This window comes from Pseudarthrobacter sp. NamB4 (assembly GCF_005796185.1).
Lineage (GTDB): Bacteria > Actinomycetota > Actinomycetes > Actinomycetales > Micrococcaceae > Arthrobacter.
The window spans coordinates 56,162-74,206 of sequence record NZ_VAHM01000005.1 but is presented as its reverse complement, the minus strand read 5'-3'; the positions used below and the strand labels follow the sequence as shown (position 1 = coordinate 74,206).

Annotated in this window: 18 protein-coding genes; 14 read left to right on the top strand and 4 right to left on the bottom strand. The window is 66.2% G+C overall.

The annotated features are described in order from the left end of the window. The first annotated feature begins 450 nt into the window (after window positions 1–450). The 7 genes from FDW81_RS06180 to FDW81_RS06150 all read left to right on the top strand — a co-directional run bounded on the left by FDW81_RS06180 (window position 451) and on the right by FDW81_RS06150 (window position 8,591). Window positions 451–1,434, top strand: a complete 984-nt coding sequence (locus FDW81_RS06180) for a bifunctional riboflavin kinase/FAD synthetase (RefSeq protein ID WP_138133270.1) — start codon at window positions 451–453, stop codon at window positions 1,432–1,434. 31 nt (window positions 1,435–1,465) lie between these two features. Beyond that, window positions 1,466–2,320, top strand: a complete 855-nt coding sequence (kynA, locus tag FDW81_RS06175; protein ID WP_138133269.1) for a tryptophan 2,3-dioxygenase — start codon at window positions 1,466–1,468, stop codon at window positions 2,318–2,320. Between the two features lie 68 nt (window positions 2,321–2,388). Then, window positions 2,389–3,609, top strand: a complete 1,221-nt coding sequence (locus FDW81_RS06170) for a kynureninase (protein WP_138133481.1) — start codon at window positions 2,389–2,391, stop codon at window positions 3,607–3,609. 210 nt (window positions 3,610–3,819) lie between these two features. Beyond that, window positions 3,820–4,089 carry a 30S ribosomal protein S15 gene (gene rpsO / locus FDW81_RS06165; protein ID WP_043452786.1) on the top strand — a complete coding sequence of 90 codons (270 nt, stop codon included), beginning with the start codon at window positions 3,820–3,822 and terminating at the stop codon, window positions 4,087–4,089. 242 nt (window positions 4,090–4,331) lie between these two features. Continuing rightward, entirely contained in the window at window positions 4,332–6,593 is a 2,262-nt protein-coding gene (locus FDW81_RS06160) for a polyribonucleotide nucleotidyltransferase (RefSeq protein ID WP_138133479.1), read from the top strand. Window positions 6,594–6,703: 110 nt separating this feature from the next. Beyond that, the gene (locus FDW81_RS06155; protein WP_138133268.1) at window positions 6,704–8,047 is read left to right on the top strand and encodes a pitrilysin family protein; all 1,344 of its coding nucleotides are present in this window, start codon (window positions 6,704–6,706) and stop codon (window positions 8,045–8,047) included. 40 nt (window positions 8,048–8,087) lie between these two features. Continuing rightward, entirely contained in the window at window positions 8,088–8,591 is a 504-nt protein-coding gene (locus FDW81_RS06150) for a DUF1579 family protein (protein ID WP_138133267.1), read from the top strand. Between the two features lie 201 nt (window positions 8,592–8,792). Here the strand turns inward: FDW81_RS06150 and FDW81_RS06145 are convergent, their stop codons facing one another. From FDW81_RS06145 to moaA, 3 genes are all read right to left on the bottom strand, one after another. Beyond that, the gene (locus FDW81_RS06145) at window positions 8,793–10,523 is read right to left on the bottom strand and encodes an HNH endonuclease signature motif containing protein (protein ID WP_240719997.1); all 1,731 of its coding nucleotides are present in this window, start codon (window positions 10,521–10,523) and stop codon (window positions 8,793–8,795) included. Window positions 10,524–10,698: 175 nt separating this feature from the next. Next, on the bottom strand, window positions 10,699–10,965 hold the full coding sequence (locus tag FDW81_RS06140; protein WP_138133266.1) for a MoaD/ThiS family protein: 267 nt from the start codon (window positions 10,963–10,965) through the stop codon (window positions 10,699–10,701). A gap of 5 nt (window positions 10,966–10,970) precedes the next feature. Continuing rightward, window positions 10,971–12,098: a GTP 3',8-cyclase MoaA gene (gene moaA, locus FDW81_RS06135; RefSeq protein WP_171027123.1), complete on the bottom strand. Its 1,128-nt coding sequence runs from the start codon at window positions 12,096–12,098 to the stop codon at window positions 10,971–10,973. A 224-nt stretch (window positions 12,099–12,322) separates the two neighbouring features. On the opposite strand from moaA, the gene FDW81_RS06130 reads away from it, so the two are divergent. The 7 genes from FDW81_RS06130 (at window position 12,323) to FDW81_RS06100 (ending at window position 16,739) form a co-directional block, all read left to right on the top strand. Further along, a complete protein-coding gene (locus tag FDW81_RS06130; protein ID WP_370278780.1) occupies window positions 12,323–12,553 on the top strand; it encodes a hypothetical protein in 231 nt (76 codons plus the stop codon). Between the two features lie 22 nt (window positions 12,554–12,575). Continuing rightward, complete coding sequence (gene glp, locus FDW81_RS06125) at window positions 12,576–13,886, top strand: gephyrin-like molybdotransferase Glp (RefSeq protein ID WP_138133265.1); 1,311 nt, start codon at window positions 12,576–12,578, stop codon at window positions 13,884–13,886. Then, window positions 13,874–14,368, top strand: a complete 495-nt coding sequence (gene moaC, locus FDW81_RS06120; RefSeq protein ID WP_138133264.1) for a cyclic pyranopterin monophosphate synthase MoaC — start codon at window positions 13,874–13,876, stop codon at window positions 14,366–14,368. Before glp ends, moaC begins: the two co-directional genes overlap by 13 nt. After that, the gene (locus FDW81_RS06115) at window positions 14,365–14,889 is read left to right on the top strand and encodes a MogA/MoaB family molybdenum cofactor biosynthesis protein (RefSeq protein ID WP_138133263.1); all 525 of its coding nucleotides are present in this window, start codon (window positions 14,365–14,367) and stop codon (window positions 14,887–14,889) included. Before moaC ends, FDW81_RS06115 begins: the two co-directional genes overlap by 4 nt. After that, complete coding sequence (locus FDW81_RS06110; RefSeq protein WP_138133262.1) at window positions 14,879–15,352, top strand: molybdenum cofactor biosynthesis protein MoaE; 474 nt, start codon at window positions 14,879–14,881, stop codon at window positions 15,350–15,352. Before FDW81_RS06115 ends, FDW81_RS06110 begins: the two co-directional genes overlap by 11 nt. 133 nt (window positions 15,353–15,485) lie before the next feature. After that, on the top strand, window positions 15,486–16,256 hold the full coding sequence (gene dapB, locus FDW81_RS06105) for a 4-hydroxy-tetrahydrodipicolinate reductase (RefSeq protein WP_138133261.1): 771 nt from the start codon (window positions 15,486–15,488) through the stop codon (window positions 16,254–16,256). Between the two features lie 3 nt (window positions 16,257–16,259). Further along, window positions 16,260–16,739, top strand: a complete 480-nt coding sequence (locus FDW81_RS06100) for a hypothetical protein (RefSeq protein ID WP_138133260.1) — start codon at window positions 16,260–16,262, stop codon at window positions 16,737–16,739. Window positions 16,740–16,803: 64 nt separating this feature from the next. Here FDW81_RS06100 and FDW81_RS06095 read toward each other — a convergent pair whose 3' ends face one another. Further along, complete coding sequence (locus FDW81_RS06095; protein ID WP_138133259.1) at window positions 16,804–18,039, bottom strand: heparan-alpha-glucosaminide N-acetyltransferase domain-containing protein; 1,236 nt, start codon at window positions 18,037–18,039, stop codon at window positions 16,804–16,806. Window positions 18,040–18,045: the final 6 nt, after the last annotated feature.

Sequence of the window (18,045 nt, the reverse complement as noted above, 5' to 3'; positions counted from 1 at the left end):
GGGCAGCAGCCCGGGAAAGCCCAGCGGCAGCACGCGCACACCGGGCGGCAGCACGGACACATCCGGCGGCAGCGGCCAGGAAGCTCAAGCTTCAGCGGACCAAGGTGGGGCGCGGACCCGCTGCACCATCCGGCCGCATCAGCATTTCCGCCGTCCCACCACGGCGGCACAGGAAGTGGACGGATTGACCGGCCTGTTCTCGGGAGCGGTGCCGGATGACGGGCCGGCGCTGGAAAACGGCGCAGCACCCGGGGGCGGGCCGCCGGCACTGGATTCCGGTCAGGGGCTGGAGGCAGGCAGGGCGCCACGGCCGATCACCAGCAGGCACCTGGCTGACAGCCCGGGCGCTTTCCCTCGTCAGGGCGGAGCCGGGAATGCGGGTAATCTTAGAGAGTTCCGCGGCCGGACCGGCCCGGACGCAGAAGCTTGCAAGCGGTTAAGGCGAGGGTGATGGTCTACATCTGGAACGATCCGTCCGAGGTCCCGGCGGACTTCGGCCCATCTGTCGTTACCTTCGGAAATTTCGACGGCGTGCACCGGGGGCACCAGCAGGTGCTGTCCGAACTCATCCGCACCGCCCGCATCACCCGCACAAAAGCGGTGGCAGTCACCTTTGACCCGCACCCTGCCGTGGTGCACCGTCCTGAATCTGCCCCAGAACTCATCATGGGCCTGCAGGACAAGCTTGAGGCGCTCGGGGAACTCGGTCTTGACGCCATCCTTGTCATGAAGTATTCGCTGGACCTCGCCGGCCTCACCCCTGAAGAGTTCGTGGAGCAGTACCTGGTGGACCGCCTGCACGCCGCACATGTGGTGATCGGCCACGATGCCCGCTTTGGCCGCGGCAACTCTGGCGATCTGGACACTATGAAGGCGCTCGGCCAGAAGTTCGGCTTTGAGGTCCAGGTGATCAGCGAGTTTGGCTCTGAGGGGTACCCGCTGCATGACGACGACGGCAAGGACCGCCGCTGCTCCTCCACCTGGGTGCGTGAAGCCCTGCAGGACGGAGACGTCGCCACGGCGTCCGCCGTCCTGGGCCGCCCGCACAGGATGCGCGGCGAAGTTGTACACGGCGCAGCCCGTGGCCGGGCTCTCGGGTTCCCCACGGCTAACCTTGCCGGCAATGCCAGCGGTCTGGTTCCTGCCGACGGCATCTACGCGGGCTGGCTCGTGGACCAGGCGGGGACCCGCTGGCCGGCAGCCATCTCCGTGGGCTCGAATCCCACGTTCGACGGCGTCAGCCGCCAGGTCGAGGCCCACGTGATCGACAGGCCGAAGGAGGCCGTGGAGGACTTCGATCTGTACGGCCAGACAGTAATCGTGGAATTTGTTGCCCGCCTTCGGGGCATGGTGGCTTACCGTGGGCCGGAGGCACTCGTGGAGCAAATGCGCCTGGACGTCGCCCAGGCCCACGATCTGCTGGCCCGGCGCTAGGGGCGCCAGCCACCCGAGGGAAAGGCAGCACGTGTCCGTCGAAAAGAACACCCGGAAACTGGACAAGGGCATCGTCCGCGACTTCAGCGCACGGATGAGCTACGCCTCCTACCTGCAGCTGCCGACCCTCCTGAGTGCCCAGCAGCCAGTCAGTAAGCCGGAACACCACGATGAACTTCTCTTCATCATCCAGCACCAGACCACGGAGCTGTGGCTGAAGCTGGTGCTGCATGAACTGCGCAGCGCGGCGGAGTGGCTGCGGGACGACGACCTGGGGTCGGCGCTTAAAGGCATCGCCCGGGTCAAGCACATCCAGAAGACCCTGACGGAGCAGTGGTCCGTGCTGGCTACCCTGACACCTACCGAGTATGCCCAGTTCCGGGGCTTCCTGGGCAACTCATCCGGTTTTCAGTCCGCCCAGTACCGGGCTGTCGAATTCGTCCTGGGCAACAAGAACCGCAAAATGCTGCCGGTCTTCGAGTCCGATCCGGCAGCGCACGCCTTGCTGGAGGAGCTGCTGGCTGCGCCCAGTATCTACGACGAGTTCCTGGCGTACCTCGCGCGGCAGGGGTTCGATGTTCCGGCGTCCGTCCTGGAGCGGGATGTAACGAAGGCCCACGAGTACACCCCCGAACTGGTACCGCTGTTCAAGCACATCTACGAACACGCGGCGGACAACTGGGGGGCGTACGAGGCCTGCGAGGAACTGGTGGACCTTGAGGACAACTTCCAGCTCTGGCGTTTCAGGCACCTGCGGACGGTGCAGCGGACCATTGGCATGAAGACCGGAACCGGCGGCTCCAGCGGCGCCGCCTTCCTGCAGAAAGCGTTGGAACTGACCTTCTTCCCGGAACTCTTTGCTGTCCGTACGGAGATCGGGCAGTGAGCACCGGCGCCACCACTGGGCCTGATGCGGCCCTGAACTTCCGAAAGCCCACCGTGGAAGAGGCCACCATGACCCTGCAGCAGCGCGCCGAAGAACTGGACAGCCAGGACCCGCTGGCTCATTACCGGCACCACTTCATCGGTACGGACACCGGGTTGTCCTACCTGGACGGCAACTCCCTGGGCCGTCCCCTCAAGCGCACCGTTGACGACATCAGCCGCTTCATCCAGGAGGGCTGGGGTGGCCGGCTGATCCGTGGCTGGGACGAGGAATGGCTGGGCCTGCCGCAGTCCATCGGCGACCAGCTGGGCCGGGCCGTGCTGGGCGCAGCCTCTGGCCAAACAATCATCGCCGACTCCACCACCGTCGTGCTGTACAAGCTGATCCGCGCAGCCCTCACTGCCGTGGCTGACCCCGACCGCAACGAACTGGTGCTGGACACCGAAAACTTCCCCACCGACCGCTATCTGGTGGAAGGCATAGCACTCGAGGAGGGCCTGACCCTCCGCTGGATCCAAGCCGACCCGGCCTCGGGGGTGACCGTTGACCAGGTGCGCGGGGCAGTGGGGCCGCGTACCGCCGTCGTACTCCTAAGCCAGATCGCCTACCGCTCAGGGCACCTGGCCGACCTTCCCGCCATTACTGCCGCTGTCCAGGACGCCGGAGCGCTGGTGGTGTGGGACCTTTGCCATTCCGCGGGTTCAGTCGAAATAGACCTCGACGGCGCCGGGGTGGACTTCGCCGCCGGCTGCACCTACAAGTACCTGAACGGCGGGCCCGGCTCACCGGCGTTCGCCTACGTCAACCATCGGCATCTGCCCTCGCTGAACCAGCCCATCTGGGGCTGGATGGGCCGAAAGGACGCTTTTGACATGGGGCCAGGGTATGAACCTGCCCCTGGCATCCGCGGTTTCCTAAGCGGGACTCCCGCGATCTTCGGGATGCTGGCGATGCGGGGGACCCTGGACCTCATCGAGGAGGCCACCATGGCCGCAATCCGGGAAAAATCAAAGAAACTGACCGCTTTCGCGGTCGAGATCTTCGATGCCCGGCTGGCGCCCCTGGGGGCAGAGCTTGCGACGCCCCGCGACCCGGCACTGCGCGGCAGCCACATCACTGTGGACCACCCGCACTTCACCAAGGAAACAGTGGAAGCCCTATGGGATGGGGATGTGATTCCGGACTTCCGTTCTCCGCGTGGCATCCGGGTGGGCCTGTCACCCCTCAGCACCAGCTTCAAAGAGGTTCTGCAGGGCATGGAGGCCATGCAGAGCCGCCTGAAGCCCTAGCGGACGCCGGCAGGGCGGGTCACCCAGCCACAGCTGTTTCGACAACTTTAGGCAGCGGCCGGTAAACTTAGCGGTGGATCCGGCTGCAGTCCGTGGCGGCTGGTTCCTGTTGCGTACGGCGCGGCCCGAACAACCGGGATCAGCCGCGGCAGCAGACCCGGCAGTGAATTTCTGACCTGGGCCCTCACGGCACATTTCCTAGGAGTTATTGTGGCACTTGACGCCGCTGTAAAGCAGTCCATCATCAAGGAGTACGCAACCGCTGAAGGCGACACCGGTTCACCGGAGGTCCAGGTTGCTGTCCTGACCCAGCGGATCAAGGATCTGACTGAGCACATGAAGGAGCACAAGCACGACTACCACACCCAGCGCGGTCTGCTGGCCATGGTTGGTCGCCGCAAGCGCATGCTGAGCTACCTCAAGAAGACCGACATCGCCCGCTACCGTTCGCTCATCGAGCGCCTCGGCCTGCGCCGCTAGTCGGACTTTGGGGCGGCCCTTTCCACCATGGAACGGGCCGCCTTCTTCAAACGAAAAACTAAACAGGAGGATCAACCGCATCACGCATTCGCGGTCCTCGGTAGTGATCCCCGGGAAGGCTTCGTTGACCGAAGCCCCGGCCCGTGGGTCTCGATCGATGACCGGGTGCAGGGCCAGTAGACAGATGCTGGGCTGGGTTGATGCGGCTGGACTTCCGCAAAACAGAAACGGAGGTGACTCTCTTGGAGGGTCCCGAAATCCAGTTCTCGGAAGCAGTCATTGACAACGGCCGTTTCGGCAAGCGCGTGGTCCGCTTTGAAACCGGACGCCTCGCCAAGCAGGCAGCCGGCGCAGCCATGGTGTACATCGACGACGACACCGCACTGCTGTCCGCCACCACTGCCGGCAAGCACCCGCGTGAAGGCTTTGACTTCTTCCCGCTGACGGTCGACGTCGAAGAGCGCATGTACGCTGCCGGCCGCATCCCGGGCTCGTTCTTCCGCCGCGAAGGCCGCCCGTCCACCGAAGCCATCCTGGCCTGCCGCCTGATGGACCGCCCGCTGCGCCCCGCCTTCATCAAGGGCCTGCGCAACGAGGTCCAGATCGTCGTCACCGTCCTGGCCATGAACCCCGACGAGCTCTACGACGTAGTGGCCATCAACGCCTCCTCGATGTCCACGCAGCTTTCCGGCCTGCCGTTCTCCGGACCCATCGGCGGCGTCCGCGTTGCCCTGGTTGCCGATGAAAACGGTTCACAGTGGGTTGCTTTCCCCAAGCACTCCCAGCTTGAAAACTCCGTCTTCAACATGGTGGTGGCCGGCCGCATTGCCGGTGACGACGTTGCCATCATGATGGTGGAAGCCGAAGCCACCGACAACTCCTGGAACCTCATCAAGGAACAGGGCGCCACTGCCCCCACCGAAGAGGTTGTTTCCGAGGGCCTTGAGGCTGCCAAGCCATTCATCAAGGCACTCTGTGAAGCCCAGGCGGACCTGGCTGCCCGCGCTGCCAAGCCCACCGTCGACTTCCCGGTCTTCCTGGACTACGAGGAGGACGCCTACGCCGCCGTCGAATCTGCCGCCACTGACAAGCTGACCGCTGTCTTCCAGATTGCGGACAAGCAGGAGCGCGAGAACGCGGCGGACGCCCTGAAGGACGAGGTCCTCGCGGACCTTGCCGGCCAGTTCGAAGGCCGCGAGAAGGAACTGTCGGCAGCCTTCCGCTCGCTCACCAAGCACGTTGTACGCCAGCGCATCCTCAAGGACCAGATCCGCATCGACGGCCGCGGCCTGACGGACATCCGCCAGCTCACCGCCGAGGTCGAGGTCCTGCCGCGCGTCCACGGTTCCGCCATCTTCGAGCGCGGCGAGACTCAGATCATGGGTGTCACCACGCTGAACATGCTGAAAATGGAACAGCAGATCGATTCGCTGTCGCCGGTGAAGACCAAGCGGTACATGCACAACTACAACTTCCCGCCGTACTCCACCGGCGAAACCGGCCGTGTGGGTTCGCCCAAGCGCCGTGAAATCGGCCACGGTGCCCTGGCCGAGCGCGCACTCGTGCCGGTGCTGCCGTCCCGCGAGGAGTTCCCGTACGCCATCCGTCAGGTGTCCGAGGCCCTTGGCTCCAACGGTTCCACGTCGATGGGTTCCGTCTGCGCCTCCACTCTCTCGATGCTGAACGCCGGTGTGCCCCTGAAGGCCGCCGTCGCCGGCATCGCCATGGGCCTGGTCTCCGACCAGGTGGACGGCCAGACCCGCTACGCTGCCCTGACTGACATCCTTGGCGCCGAAGATGCCTTCGGTGACATGGACTTCAAGGTGGCCGGTACCTCCGAGTTCGTCACCGCCATTCAGCTGGACACCAAGCTCGACGGCATCCCCGCCTCGGTCCTGGCAGCAGCCCTGAAGCAGGCCCGCGAAGCACGCCTGCACATCCTCGAGGTCATGGATTCGGCCATCGACACCCCGGACGAGCTCTCCGAGTTCGCACCGCGCGTCATCGCCGTGAAGATCCCCGTGGACAAGATCGGCGAGGTCATCGGCCCCAAGGGCAAGATGATCAACCAGATCCAGGAAGACACCGGCGCCGACATCTCCATCGAGGATGACGGCACGGTCTACATTGGCGCCACCGACGGACCGTCTGCCGAGGCAGCACGCTCCGCCATCAACGCCATTGCCAACCCGCAGGTCCCGGAAATCGGCGAACGCTACCTGGGCACGGTCGTCAAGACCACCACCTTCGGTGCCTTCGTGTCGCTGACCCCGGGCAAGGACGGTCTCCTGCACATCTCCGAGCTGCGCAAGCTGGCCAACGGCAAGCGCGTGGACAATGTCGAGGACGTTGTCTCGGTGGGCCAGAAGGTCCAGGTGGAGATCACCAAGATCGATGACCGTGGAAAGCTCTCGCTCGCCCCGGTTGTTGCCGAGGAAGAAGGCGCCGAGGTTGAGGCCGAGCGTGTTCACACCACGGAACCTGCTGAAGGCGCTGACGTCTAAAAGTTCCGGTTTCCGGCACAAGCACTGATCGGCGGGGCCGGTGGATGATCCACCGGCCCCGCCGCTGTTACGATGGCAGCCAGATCCGGCTGCCCCTGTGAAAGGCCTCAATGACTGTTGTACCCCTGCCGCTTGAGCAGAACCACCGCGGCGACACCCTGGTCCACGGCTCCGACGGCGGTTCCGAAGTCCGGCGTTCGGTGCTGCCCGGGGGAGTGCGTGTGCTGACGGAGGCGATGCCCGGGCAGAGGTCCGCCACGATCGGTTTCTGGGTGGGTGTTGGATCACGGGACGAGGCCCCCGGCCAGCATGGGTCCACCCACTTCCTGGAGCATCTCCTCTTCAAAGGGACCAAGCGCCGCACTGCGCTGGAAATTGCTTCCGCTTTCGATGAGGTGGGCGGCGAATCCAACGCAGCCACCGCCAAAGAGAGCACCTGCTACTTCGCCCGCGTCCTCGACACCGACCTGCCGATGGCCATCGACGTGATCGCAGACATGATCACCGGCGCTGTCCTGGATCCGGCCGAGATGGAACAGGAAAGGGACGTCATCCTGGAGGAAATCGCGATGGACAGCGATGACCCCACCGACGTTGCCCATGAACACTTCGTGTCCGCCGTCCTCGGCAGTCACCCCCTGGGGCGCCCAATTGGCGGGACGCCGGACGCCATCAAGGCAGTGGCCCGTGACTCCGTGTGGGAGCACTACCAGCGCTACTACCGGCCGGACGAGTTGGTCATCACTGCCGCCGGCGGCCTGGAGCACGACGTTGTTTGCGACCTCGTAGTGGACGCCCTTGAGTCTGCCGGATGGTCACTGAAGGCGGACGCTGCACCGGTGGAGCGCCGTTCCACCGAACGGGCCCTCATCACCGGCACTGCCGGTCTGCATGTCGTCAAACGCGCAGTGGAGCAGGCGAACATCATCATGGGCTGCCCCACCATCGTCGCCACGGACGAAAGGCGTTACGTCATGAGCGTCCTGAATGCTGTCCTGGGCGGCGGAATGTCCTCGCGCCTGTTCCAGGAGATCCGTGAGAAGCGGGGCCTGGTCTACTCCACCTATTCCTTCGCATCCTCCTACGCGGATGCCGGGTACTTCGGGATGTACGCCGGGTGCACCCCGTCCAAGGTCCGCCAAGTGCTGGACCTGCTGGCCGTTGAGCTGGACAAGCTGGCAGAGCACGGCATTACCGAGGACGAGCTCCGCAAGGCCGTGGGCCAGCTGGGCGGCGGAATTGTGCTGGCCTTGGAGGACACCGGCTCCAGGATGTCACGGCTGGGCCGGGCCGAACTCGTTTCCGGTGAATACCAGGACATCGACGAAACCCTGCGGTTGATCAAGGCCGTTACAGCCGAGCAGGTCCAGGACCTTGCAGCGGAGCTCGCAGCAGCGCCGAGGACAGTCACGGTTGTGGGACCGTTCGAGGAGACGGAGACCTTCGGGCTCTAGGCGCGCAGCGGCAGGGATCTGGGACAGGAGGTGAGGGACTGTGAAAGGAATCCCTCCTGTCCGTGGTCTGGGTGTCTTGGCCCGCTTCCTTGGGCACTGGCACGGCAGTACCCGCTTTGCCGCCGGCCCTTGGGGACCGGAACGCACAGTTGAAGCCGACGTGACCTACCGGCCGGTTGCTGGCGGTGTGGCGGTTGTGCAGAGCTACCGCCACGTTGAACCGGACGGGACGCATTTCGAAGGCCACGGGATTTTCACTCTCGATCCGGACCACCGGAACGTCTTCTGGTACTACGTGGACAACGCGAGCCCGGCGCCGGGTGCCCCCGTCCGGTGCACATGGCACGGCGGTGCCCTGAGGGTGGAGCGCCATGGCTCCGCCGGTTGGACCCGTCACACGCTGAGCGTCGACGGCGATGTCCTCACCCATGTGACAGAGCTTCGCACCCCTGGCGGCAAAGCAGCGGATCAGGAGTCCGGCGTGGCCGATGGGACTGGCTCAACGTATGTTCCCTTCATGACCTCGAGGTTCCAGCGGAGCTAAAGGGTTCCAGCGGCTGCGGATACAGGCAGGTCAGAGCTGGATCTTGTCCCAATCCCGCTCGTTGAGCGGGTCCTCAGAAGGTTTCGGGGGCATGGCGTAGAAGTCATCCCACAAGCTGTTCCCAGCCGGAAGATCGTCGGGATGCACGAGGTTGTCGCTTGCGGGTTCTTCAGGCGGAGGGTCCGGCAACAGGACGGGGCATCAGCGCTGTGATGGGTGTCGAACAGGGGCAGCCGAAGCAGCTGTGCGCCCGCTCTGTAGAGGTGCCGATGGCTGAACCGGTAACTTACCGGCATTCCCTTCCTTCGCAGGGTCAGCTTCCAGAGGAACAGGCCGTTCCGGCCATTGTGGTGGTTCCCAGTCGTGGTGTTCGTTTTTGTAGTGGCGGCCGGTGGGTGAGGTCCAGCCGGGTGGTTGGTTTTTGGTGGCTGGTGTTGGTGTCCAGCGGCTGTGGTGTTTGAGGCGGTGGTGTTTGGGGCAGAGTTGTGCGAGGTTGCTGATCCCGGTGGTTCCGCCGCGGTGCCAGGCTGTGAGGTGGTCGGTTTCGTTGTCGGGGGAGTGGTTGCTGCAGCCGGGGAAGGTGCATTTGCCGTCCCTGAGGCGCAGTGCTTGTTTCATTGCTTTGGTGAGCCGGTAGCTGGTGCGGCCGATTTCCAGTGGTGCCCCGTCCCGCGGGTCGACCAGTACCCGGTAGAAAGATTCGGCGCCGCCGGCGACGAGGGTCCTGGCCATGGAGGCGGGGATGGGGCCGTAGCCGTCAAGGGTTGCTGGTTCGTCGGTGAGGCCGAGCAGGGAGAATACCGGGACGGTGACGAGCACGTCCGCGCGGGGCGGGGAGACTCTTTGGCGGGCGGCAGGGCCTGCGCTGGCGTGATGGGCATCCTCCGGGCTGACAGTAGTGCCAGGCCTTCCGGTGCCGGGGCTGGAACCGCCGGCACGGGTGCAACTGTCATCAAGGCCGGCGGCGTTGGCGGCGGTGGAAAGGAAGGCCATGCCGATCACGTCATGGGACTGGTCTGCATCGTTGCCCACGCCGTTCTTGCCCAGCCTGCCGCTGTCCAGCCCGTTCTTCGTCCCGGTGTGGGTTCCGGGGTGTCCGGCGGTGGAAAGGGTGTTGGCGATGATGTCGGCGCGGAGTTGGGTGAGGGTGCGGGTTTCCTGGGGACCTTGCTGGCCGCGGGCGATGGCAGTGGTTTTGTTCCAGATTCCCAGTGCGGTGTCGGCCGGGAGGTAGGCGGAGAGCCAGGCCATGCCGTCCCGGTCCGGGCTGTATTCCACCCGCCGGTCCGTGACGCTTTTGGCGTGGCGTTTTTCGATTGATTCGGGGTGGTGGCGTTCGCGCCAGGAGCGGACCTTCGCCCGGAACCGGGACGGGACCAGTTCCCCCGCCGGACACCCGCGCGCGGCCTCCTGGTTGAGGATGTGTGCCACCAGCGCTGCGGCGCCCGCCGGGTTGAGGCCTTCGGTTTCGTCCGCGAGGATCCGGGCGTGCTGCCAGGACATGGCCCCGGCGGCGAGGGCGGCCATGGCCGGCGGCAGGGAGCAGAGCCGCCGGGCCTGGGTGACGAACGCGGCGGCGGCCCCGGAGCTGACCGTGAGGACCCCGGCGATTTCCTCGATCGTGGAGATCTCGTTGAAGGTCCGCTCCTGCACCGGTGCCTCCGGCGGTGTCATCGCGTGCTGCAGGCCGATGGCTTCGGCCGCGTCCCGGGCCTTCAGCGCCGCGATCTGGGCTTCCAGCCGCCTCATCACCGCCATCCGGTCCAGCCGGATCCCGTACGCCCGCTGCAACCTATCCATCGCAGGGACACTGCCCCCGGCAACACCGTCAGCAGCGGCCAGGGCAGCATCCTCGGCAAACAGCGCACCGAGCCCGGCAACAGAGGCCTCAATGCCATCCATCACCGATCCCGGACCCGTGCTGTTTTCCATGCCAACATCATCCCCGGAGGGTCTGACATTCCGGGGTGCAGTTGATGGGAGGTCCGGAGCAGTCGCGGCACCGACCAAGGCCGCCGCCCCCGCGATCATCTGCTTCATACGAGCATCATCCACGCAGGCACCGACAATCCACGCGGCCGCGCGAACCAAACGTCGAAAGGTGCTCCTAGCCCCCCGCAAAGGGAGGCAGCACGTCCACTACGTCGTCCGGAGCCAAGACCGTCGAATGGTCCCGCACTGCCACCTCGTTGAGCAGAAAACTGCTACGCGACAGGATGCGGGGCAGCGGGGGAGTTCCGGCAGGAGGCTCCGGCCGCTCAACAGACAGGACCGTCTTCAGGAGGTCGGCCACGGTAGCGCCCTGCGCCAGGTCGAAGCTCTCCTCCTCCAGGCCCGCCGCAGCGCGTGCGGCAGCGAAGTAGCGTACGTTCATAGGTGTCAGCCCCCGATGGCGCTCATGCTGCGGTCCGGCTGGACGAAGTCCGGAGCATCGAGTCCCACGTGGTCCATTCCGTGGGCCTTTGGCTTGAGCCACATGGCGTCCTGCCACCGCTTGGCGAGGGCTTCATCGCTCGCCCCCGAACGCAGCAGGCCCAGCAGGTCAAACTCCTCCCGGGAGAAGAGGCAGCTCATGATCTTGCCTTCGGCCGTTATCCTGGTCCTCCGGCAGTCCGAGCAGAAGGGTTCCGTGACCGAGGCGATTATCCCCACAGTCCCCAGCACCGGGCCGGACGCAACCGCGGACCCTGCCGCCCGCCGTCGTACTTCAAACCGCTCCGCGGGGGCGCCGTCACGCGCACGCGGATCCGGGCTCAGGACAAAATCAGAAGACAGCAGCTCGCGGATTTCGGCGGCCGTAATCATGTTCCGGCGGGTCCAGCCGTGGTCGGCGTCAAGGGGCATCTGCTCAATGAAGCGCAGCTCGTACCCCCGCCCCAGCGCCCAGGCGAGCAGCGACGGCGCCTCAGCGTCGTTGATGCCACGCATCAGGACGGCGTTGAGCTTTACGGGCCCCAAGCCGGCGGCCCAGGCGGCATCAACGCCCGCCAGCACCTGGTTCAGGAACGGCCGTCGCGTGAGTTGGGTGAAGGTTTCCTCGTGCAGGGAGTCCAGGGAAACATTGATGCGGGTGAGGCCTGCCGCCTTCAACGCCGCGGCTTTTTTCGCCAGACCCACGCCGTTGGTGGTCATCGAGACAGGAAGGCTGGGGTGGTTGCTGCGCAGGGCGGCGAGGATCTCCACCAGGTCGTGCCGCACCAGCGGTTCTCCGCCCGTCAGCCGCAGTTCCCGCACGCCCAGTTGCTCAACGCCGATCCGGACAATCCGAACGATCTCCTCCGCAGACATCACCGCTTGCTTCGAGAGCCATTCCAGCCCCTCCGCCGGCATGCAGTAGGTGCAGCGAAGGTTGCACTTGTCAGTCAAGGACAACCGCATGTCCGTGGCGCGCCGGCCGTACCGGTCAGCCAACCCGGGCGGAGCATCGGCGGGACGGGCAGCGGGTACCGACGGCAGGGCACCGGCTGCTTCCTCCCGGGGCTGCGGCATGCCTAGCTGGACACTCATGAATTCAGGCTACGCCACCTTGGGGCGTGCATCACACCCGTGACGGCTGAAGGCGCAGCAGCAGAACCTGCAATCGAACAGGTCCCCCGGGTCACTCCCGAACCTATGCTTGAGGTGTGGACAGCTCCCAGCCACGGCTTCATCAGCCCGGCCGGTGGAGTGGGCCTGCTGGCTGTCTTGACCCCGGCGCAGACGCCTGGGCCCAGTACACGGGGATTGGGAAGGTGGAGCTGCGCGTAAACCGCGGCCCCTGGCAACAGGCGGACCTGTCCCAGAGCATCTCGCTGGACACCTGGTATCAATGGAAGCTGGCAGTGGACATGACTGAAGGGCAGTATGAGGTCCAGGCCAGAGCCACGGATCCCGCCGGCCGCGTCCAGGAGGAGCAGGGCCGGCCGGTAGCCCCGGACGGAGCAACAGGCCTGCACACGATTAGAGTGGATGTGCAACCCTGAAGGCTGAACTGAAGGTGGAACCATGACCAGCCCGGAACCGCACGGAGCCTCACTGGAGAACACGCTGCATCACGGCGGCAGCGGAACTACCCCTGCGGCCAGGCACCATGCCGGACACCAGTCTTGGTCCATCGCTGACCATGCGGCCGCCGTCGCTGAGCTCCTCCAGCCGATGCGGTCACCGGAGCGGACTGAAATGCTGCCCCTGCAGGAAGCGCTGGGCCGCGGCCTGGTCGAGGATGTCCGCGCACCCATCAGTCTTCCGCCTTTCGCCAACTCGCAGATGGACGGCTATGCCGTCCGTTCCGCAGACGTGCCCGACGGCGGAGCAGGGCTGCGCGTCATGCCTGCCGTTCCGGCGGGCGCCAGGCCCGCAGCACTCGAGTCCGGGATGGCTGCGCCCATCATGACCGGCGCCATGCTCCCGGATGGGGCCGACGCCGTCGTTCCCATTGAAAGGGCTGTCCCGGACCGATTCCTGCCGCATGCCGGGCTGGGCACGGAGGCGACGGTGTGGCTGCCCCCGGCAACCCCCGGCACCTTTGTCCGGGAGGCCGGCAGCGATGTGCGGGCCGGCGAAACGGCTCTGGCCGCCGGCACCTTCCTGGGGCCGGCGCAGCTCGGGTTGCTCGCGGCGCTGGGCATCCCGGAGGTGGCTGTCCACCGGGCCGTGACAGTCCTGCTCGTCACCACCGGTGACGAAGTGGTCCAGCCCGGGCAGGCGCTGCCGGCCGGAAAAATCTACGACTCCAACGGCACGCTCCTGGAAGCTGCCATGAAGCAGGCAGGGATGGAGGTCCGGCGTGCAGGAATCGCCACCGATGATCCGGAAGCACTTCGACAGCTGCTGCGAAGCGAAGGCGCGGGTGTTGACCTGATCGTCACGACCGGCGGGGTCAGCAAGGGCGCGTACGAGGTGGTCCGGCAGGCCATGGCGGACCAGCCGGCGGATTTCCTGCACGTGGCAATGCAGCCGGGCGGCCCGCAAGGAATCGGCACGTTCGAAGGGCGGCCCTTCCTGGGCTTTCCGGGCAATCCAGTCAGCTGCCTCGTGTCCTTTGAAATGTTCCTCCGCCCCGTCCTCGCCGGCCTCTTCGGTGCTCCGGCACCGCGCCTGCCACTGCGCGCGCGCCTGAGTCAGCCCCTCACCTCCCCGGAAAATAAACACCAGGTCCGCCGCGGCACCCTCGGCCCGGACGGGACAGTGGCACTGCAAGGCGGGGAAAGCTCGCACCTGATGCACGCCTTGGCCGGTTCAAACGTGCTGGTCCACGTCCCGGCAGGAGTGGGCGCGCTCGCGGCGGGGGAGGAGGTGGAAGTATGGATGCTGTGAATGCAGAACAGACCCCTGCCGGACTGACGCACCTGCGCCAGGACGGCAGCGCCCAGATGGTGGATGTTTCCGCCAAGGCCGAAACCACCCGCGAGGCCACCGCCAGAGCCACCGTCCAAACCACGGCAGAGGTGATGGGCCTGCTAGGAACCGGCGGCCTGCCCAAGGGGGACGCCCTGGCCGTGGCCCGGGTGGCCGGCATCATGGCGGCCAAGAGGACCCCGGAGCTGATTCCGCTGTGCCACCCGCTGCCGCTGTCCAAGGTCACCGTTGACTTCGAGCTCGAAGCGGAGTCCGTGGCCATTCTCGCCACCGTCAAGACCCGCGGCGTGACCGGGGTGGAAATGGAGGCCCTTACCGCTGCCTCGGTCGCGGCGCTGAGCGTCTACGACATGATCAAGGCCGTGGACAAGCACGCCGTCCTGAACGACATCAAGGTGCTGGCCAAGAGCGGCGGCAAGAGCGGGGACTGGACACTGTGACCAGCACCCTCAACGCCCCCGAACCCCACCGTCACGGCGACGTCCAGGGCCGGAAGGCCGGCGTCGTGATCGCCTCCACGCGTGCCGCCGCCGGCATCTACGACGACGAAACCGGGCCCGTGATCACCGACTGGCTTACGGAACACGGCTTTGACGTCTTTCCTGCCATGGTGGTTCCCGACGGTGAGCCCGTTGGGGCCGCCCTCCGGGCGCTCCTCACCCAGCGCCCCGCCGTCGTGATTACCAGCGGCGGCACCGGTCTGAGCCCGGATGACAGGACACCGGAGGTCACCCTGCCGCTGCTGGACCGTGAGATCCCGGGCATCATGGAAGCGATCCGCCGCGCCGGTGCCGTGAAGACTCCGCTGGCGGTCCTCAGCCGCGGACACGCAGGTGCCGCGGGAAAGACCTTCATCATCAACCTGCCCGGCTCACCAAAGGGAGTCATGGACGGACTAAGCGTCCTCGACCCGGTGATCGGGCATCTTTGCGACCAGCTGGAAGGCGGACATGGGCACTGAAGCGGCATTCGAGGTAGTCAACGCCGTCCTGAGCGCGGAGCCGATTTCCGTCGACCAGGCCATCGCGGCGGTGGAAAGCGATACCGCCGGCGCGGTGGTCAGCTTCAGCGGCGTCGTACGGAACCACGACGGCGGCAAAGCGGTGGAGCGCCTCAGCTACAGCGCGCATCCCACGGCCCACCAGGTGATGTCCGACGTCGTCGCGCAGCTGGCCGCCGAACAGGCGGCAGCCAGCGGGGAAGGCGGCGGAACCTCGCAGCCCGTACGCATCTGGGCAGCCCACCGGATCGGCATGCTCCACATTGGCGATCCCGCGCTGGTCTGCGCGGTATCGGCCGCGCACCGCGGCCAGGCCTTCGCAGTGTGCTCCGAACTGGTGGACCGGATCAAGGAGCAGGTTCCCATCTGGAAAGAACAGTTCTTTGCCGACGGAAGCGTGGAATGGGTGGGTGCGGGCGGCTGACGCTGCCGGGCACAATAAGGTAACTGGCGCATATCCGTTGGTTTCGCCCTTTCAGGGGAAGCGCCGCTTCCTGCGAGGTAACGCACACTCCCCGTTTCCTGCGCGGTGCATGCCCCCCGGTAGGCTTAAAGCCATGACCGAACAACTCTCTGCTCCCTTGCCCGTAGCCGTGCTGGGCGCTAGCGGGCGCATGGGCGCCGAAGCCGTGAAAGCCATTGAAGCCGCGCCCGACATGAAGCTGGTCGCCGCCCTCGGCCGCGGCGACTCCCTGGACCAGGTGACTGCCGCCGGCGCAAAATTCGTGGTGGACCTGACTGTGCCGGAAAGCACCGAAGCGAACGTCCGCTTCGCCGTCGAAAACGGCATCCACGCCGTTGTTGGCACCACCGGCTGGGATGAAGGAAAGCTCTCGGCCCTGAGGCATCTGCTGGCAGGCCAGCCGGAAACCGGCGTCCTGATCGCCCCCAATTTTGCCCTCGGCTCGGTGCTCGCCTCGGCCTTCGCTGCGAAGGCAGCCAAGTACTTCGAATCGGTGGAAATCATCGAACTGCACCACCCGGACAAGGTGGATGCGCCGTCGGGAACCGCAGTCCGTACCGCACAGCTGATCGCAGCCGAACGTGCCGCTGCACAGGTCCCGCCCAGCCCCGACGCCACCACCAGCGAACTCGCCGGTGCCCGCGGCTGCGAGGTGGACGGCATTCGGGTCCACAGCGTGCGGCTCCGCGGCCTTGTTGCCCACCAGGAAGTCCTGCTTGGCGGTGCGGGGGAGCAGCTGACCCTGCGCCACGATTCCTTTGACCGCGCGTCCTTCATGCCGGGCGTCCTTCTGGGCGTGCGCAACGTTGCCGCCCACCCCGGACTGACTGTGGGGCTGGACGGCTACCTGGACCTGGGACTCTAGGCCATGGGCGGGCTGGTGGCAGCGTTCGGGAAGAACCGCACCAAGATCTGGGTAGGGGCAGTGACACTGCTCCTGGTTTTCTACCTGGTGGTGTCCTTCCAGCGGTCCATCCTCCTGCTGACGGACAGCAACCCGGCAGCCGTGGCGATCGGAGCGGCCTACCTGGTGCTGCCTGTCATCGGCGCATGGGCATTGATCCGTGAACTGATGTTCGGCGCCCGGACGGAGCAGATGGCAAGGGTCCTGGAAGCCGAGGGCGGCCTGCCCGTGGACGATCTGCCCCGCACGCCCGCCGGCCGGATCGTACGCTCAGCAGCCGACGCCGAGTTCGAGAAATACCGTGCCGAGGCGGAGGCGGCTCCCGACGATTGGCGCTCCTGGTTCCGTTTGAGCTGCGCGTACGATGCCGCGGGCGACCGCAAGCGCGCCCGGGCATCCATGCGCGACGCCGTCAGGCTCTTCCGCGGCAAGGTTCCGGCGTAGCTGACCTTCGAGCAGGTTGCCGCGGCACCAAGGGAGGGTTTGGCCTTGCGGCGCCAGGTGGGCGCTACCGCAGGTTCCTGACCTGGCCGCGGCCCGCCTGGTTAGCGGCATGGCCCAGCCATTCCAGCGGACCGCGCCACTTGAGCAGGACGAACACCATCCCCACCACAATGGCAGTGGCGGCCTGGGCAAAGTACATCCCGTCCTCCGTCCAGCCCGCGGGGAGCGGCTTGAGGTAGAACCCGGACACCACCCAGACGTGAACCGTGTAGAGGGAAAGGGTCATGGCGCCGGGACCACGCAGCGGCAGCAGCAGGTCCAGGTCCACCCACTCCGCCAGCCGGCCCAGCAGAAGGCAGGCGCCGATCACCGCGACCGCCACCGCAGAGGTATGCACCAGGTCCAAGGTGGTGCCCGAATGGGGCGCGGCGGAGGCCAGCCACCACCACGATCCTTCCTGTGGAATCCCCGTGAGGTTGACCTGCAGGACGCTGTGCAGGGGGTAGCCCGGCGAGTTGAGCACCTTTTCCAATGCAGCCCGGCCGCCCCAGTCTTCCATCGCCGCGACGCCCAGCGCTTTTGAAAGGACGGCGGCCACCGAGCCGGCCACCAGCAAAAACGCCGGCAACATCGCCTTGCCCAGCATCAGCCGGCCGACGACGAGCCCCACCAGCAGGTACGACAGCCACTGGAACACTGGGTAGTAACCGGTGAAGAAGAGGTCCGCGAGAAGCCTGGACGGTGTGGCGAGGTCCTCCCATGACGGGTTGTGTCCCAGCTGGAGCGGCGGTTCTGCCGCAAGGAGCCACGGGCGGAGCAGGTAGGCCAGCACGGGCGACCCAAGGATCCAGCCGCCGGCCCAGGCGAGCAGCCGTTTCAGCCCCATCCCGAGGAAAGGCAGGACACACAGGAACAGCACCCCGTAATGGACCAGGATGATGGCCAGGTTGACCTCCACCCCGCCCAAGGTAAGTCCGACGGCGGCAATCACCAAGGCACGCAAGGCCACCCCACGCCGGGCCGCCGAGAGTTCCGGACCCGCCAGCGGCTTCTGCTTCCCGGTGGACAAGGCCAGCCCCACGCCCGCCAGGACGGCGAACAGGGCCGCCGCCCGTCCGGAGAACGTGAGCCCAATCCACGTAGGTGTCAGGTCGGCGTTCGACTGGAAGGTAGGGAGCAGGTGCGTGGCCATCATGCCCAGCAGGGCAAGGCCGCGTGCGGCGTCGACACCATGGAGGCGTCCCGCACCGGGCTGACTGCCGGTTGTGCGCGCTAATCTTGCCGCGTTACGGGACGTCATGACCAG

Bases quoted from the DNA above. Each gene is read 5' to 3' on its own strand.
- FDW81_RS06180 (WP_138133270.1), top strand. From the start codon at position 451: ATGGTCTACATCTGGAACGATCCGTCCGAGGTCCCGGCGGACTTCGGC.
- FDW81_RS06170 (WP_138133481.1), top strand. From the start codon at position 2,389: ATGACCCTGCAGCAGCGCGCCGAAGAACTGGACAGCCAGGACCCGCTG.
- FDW81_RS06155 (WP_138133268.1), top strand. From the start codon at position 6,704: ATGACTGTTGTACCCCTGCCGCTTGAGCAGAACCACCGCGGCGACACC.
- FDW81_RS06145 (WP_240719997.1), bottom strand. From the start codon at position 10,523: ATGGAAAACAGCACGGGTCCGGGATCGGTGATGGATGGCATTGAGGCC.
- FDW81_RS06140 (WP_138133266.1), bottom strand. From the start codon at position 10,965: ATGAACGTACGCTACTTCGCTGCCGCACGCGCTGCGGCGGGCCTGGAG.
- moaA (WP_171027123.1), bottom strand. From the start codon at position 12,098: ATGAGTGTCCAGCTAGGCATGCCGCAGCCCCGGGAGGAAGCAGCCGGT.
- glp (WP_138133265.1), top strand. From the start codon at position 12,576: ATGACCAGCCCGGAACCGCACGGAGCCTCACTGGAGAACACGCTGCAT.
- moaC (WP_138133264.1), top strand. From the start codon at position 13,874: ATGGATGCTGTGAATGCAGAACAGACCCCTGCCGGACTGACGCACCTG.
- FDW81_RS06110 (WP_138133262.1), top strand. From the start codon at position 14,879: ATGGGCACTGAAGCGGCATTCGAGGTAGTCAACGCCGTCCTGAGCGCG.
- dapB (WP_138133261.1), top strand. From the start codon at position 15,486: ATGACCGAACAACTCTCTGCTCCCTTGCCCGTAGCCGTGCTGGGCGCT.
- FDW81_RS06100 (WP_138133260.1), top strand. From the start codon at position 16,260: ATGGGCGGGCTGGTGGCAGCGTTCGGGAAGAACCGCACCAAGATCTGG.
- FDW81_RS06095 (WP_138133259.1), bottom strand. From the start codon at position 18,039: ATGACGTCCCGTAACGCGGCAAGATTAGCGCGCACAACCGGCAGTCAG.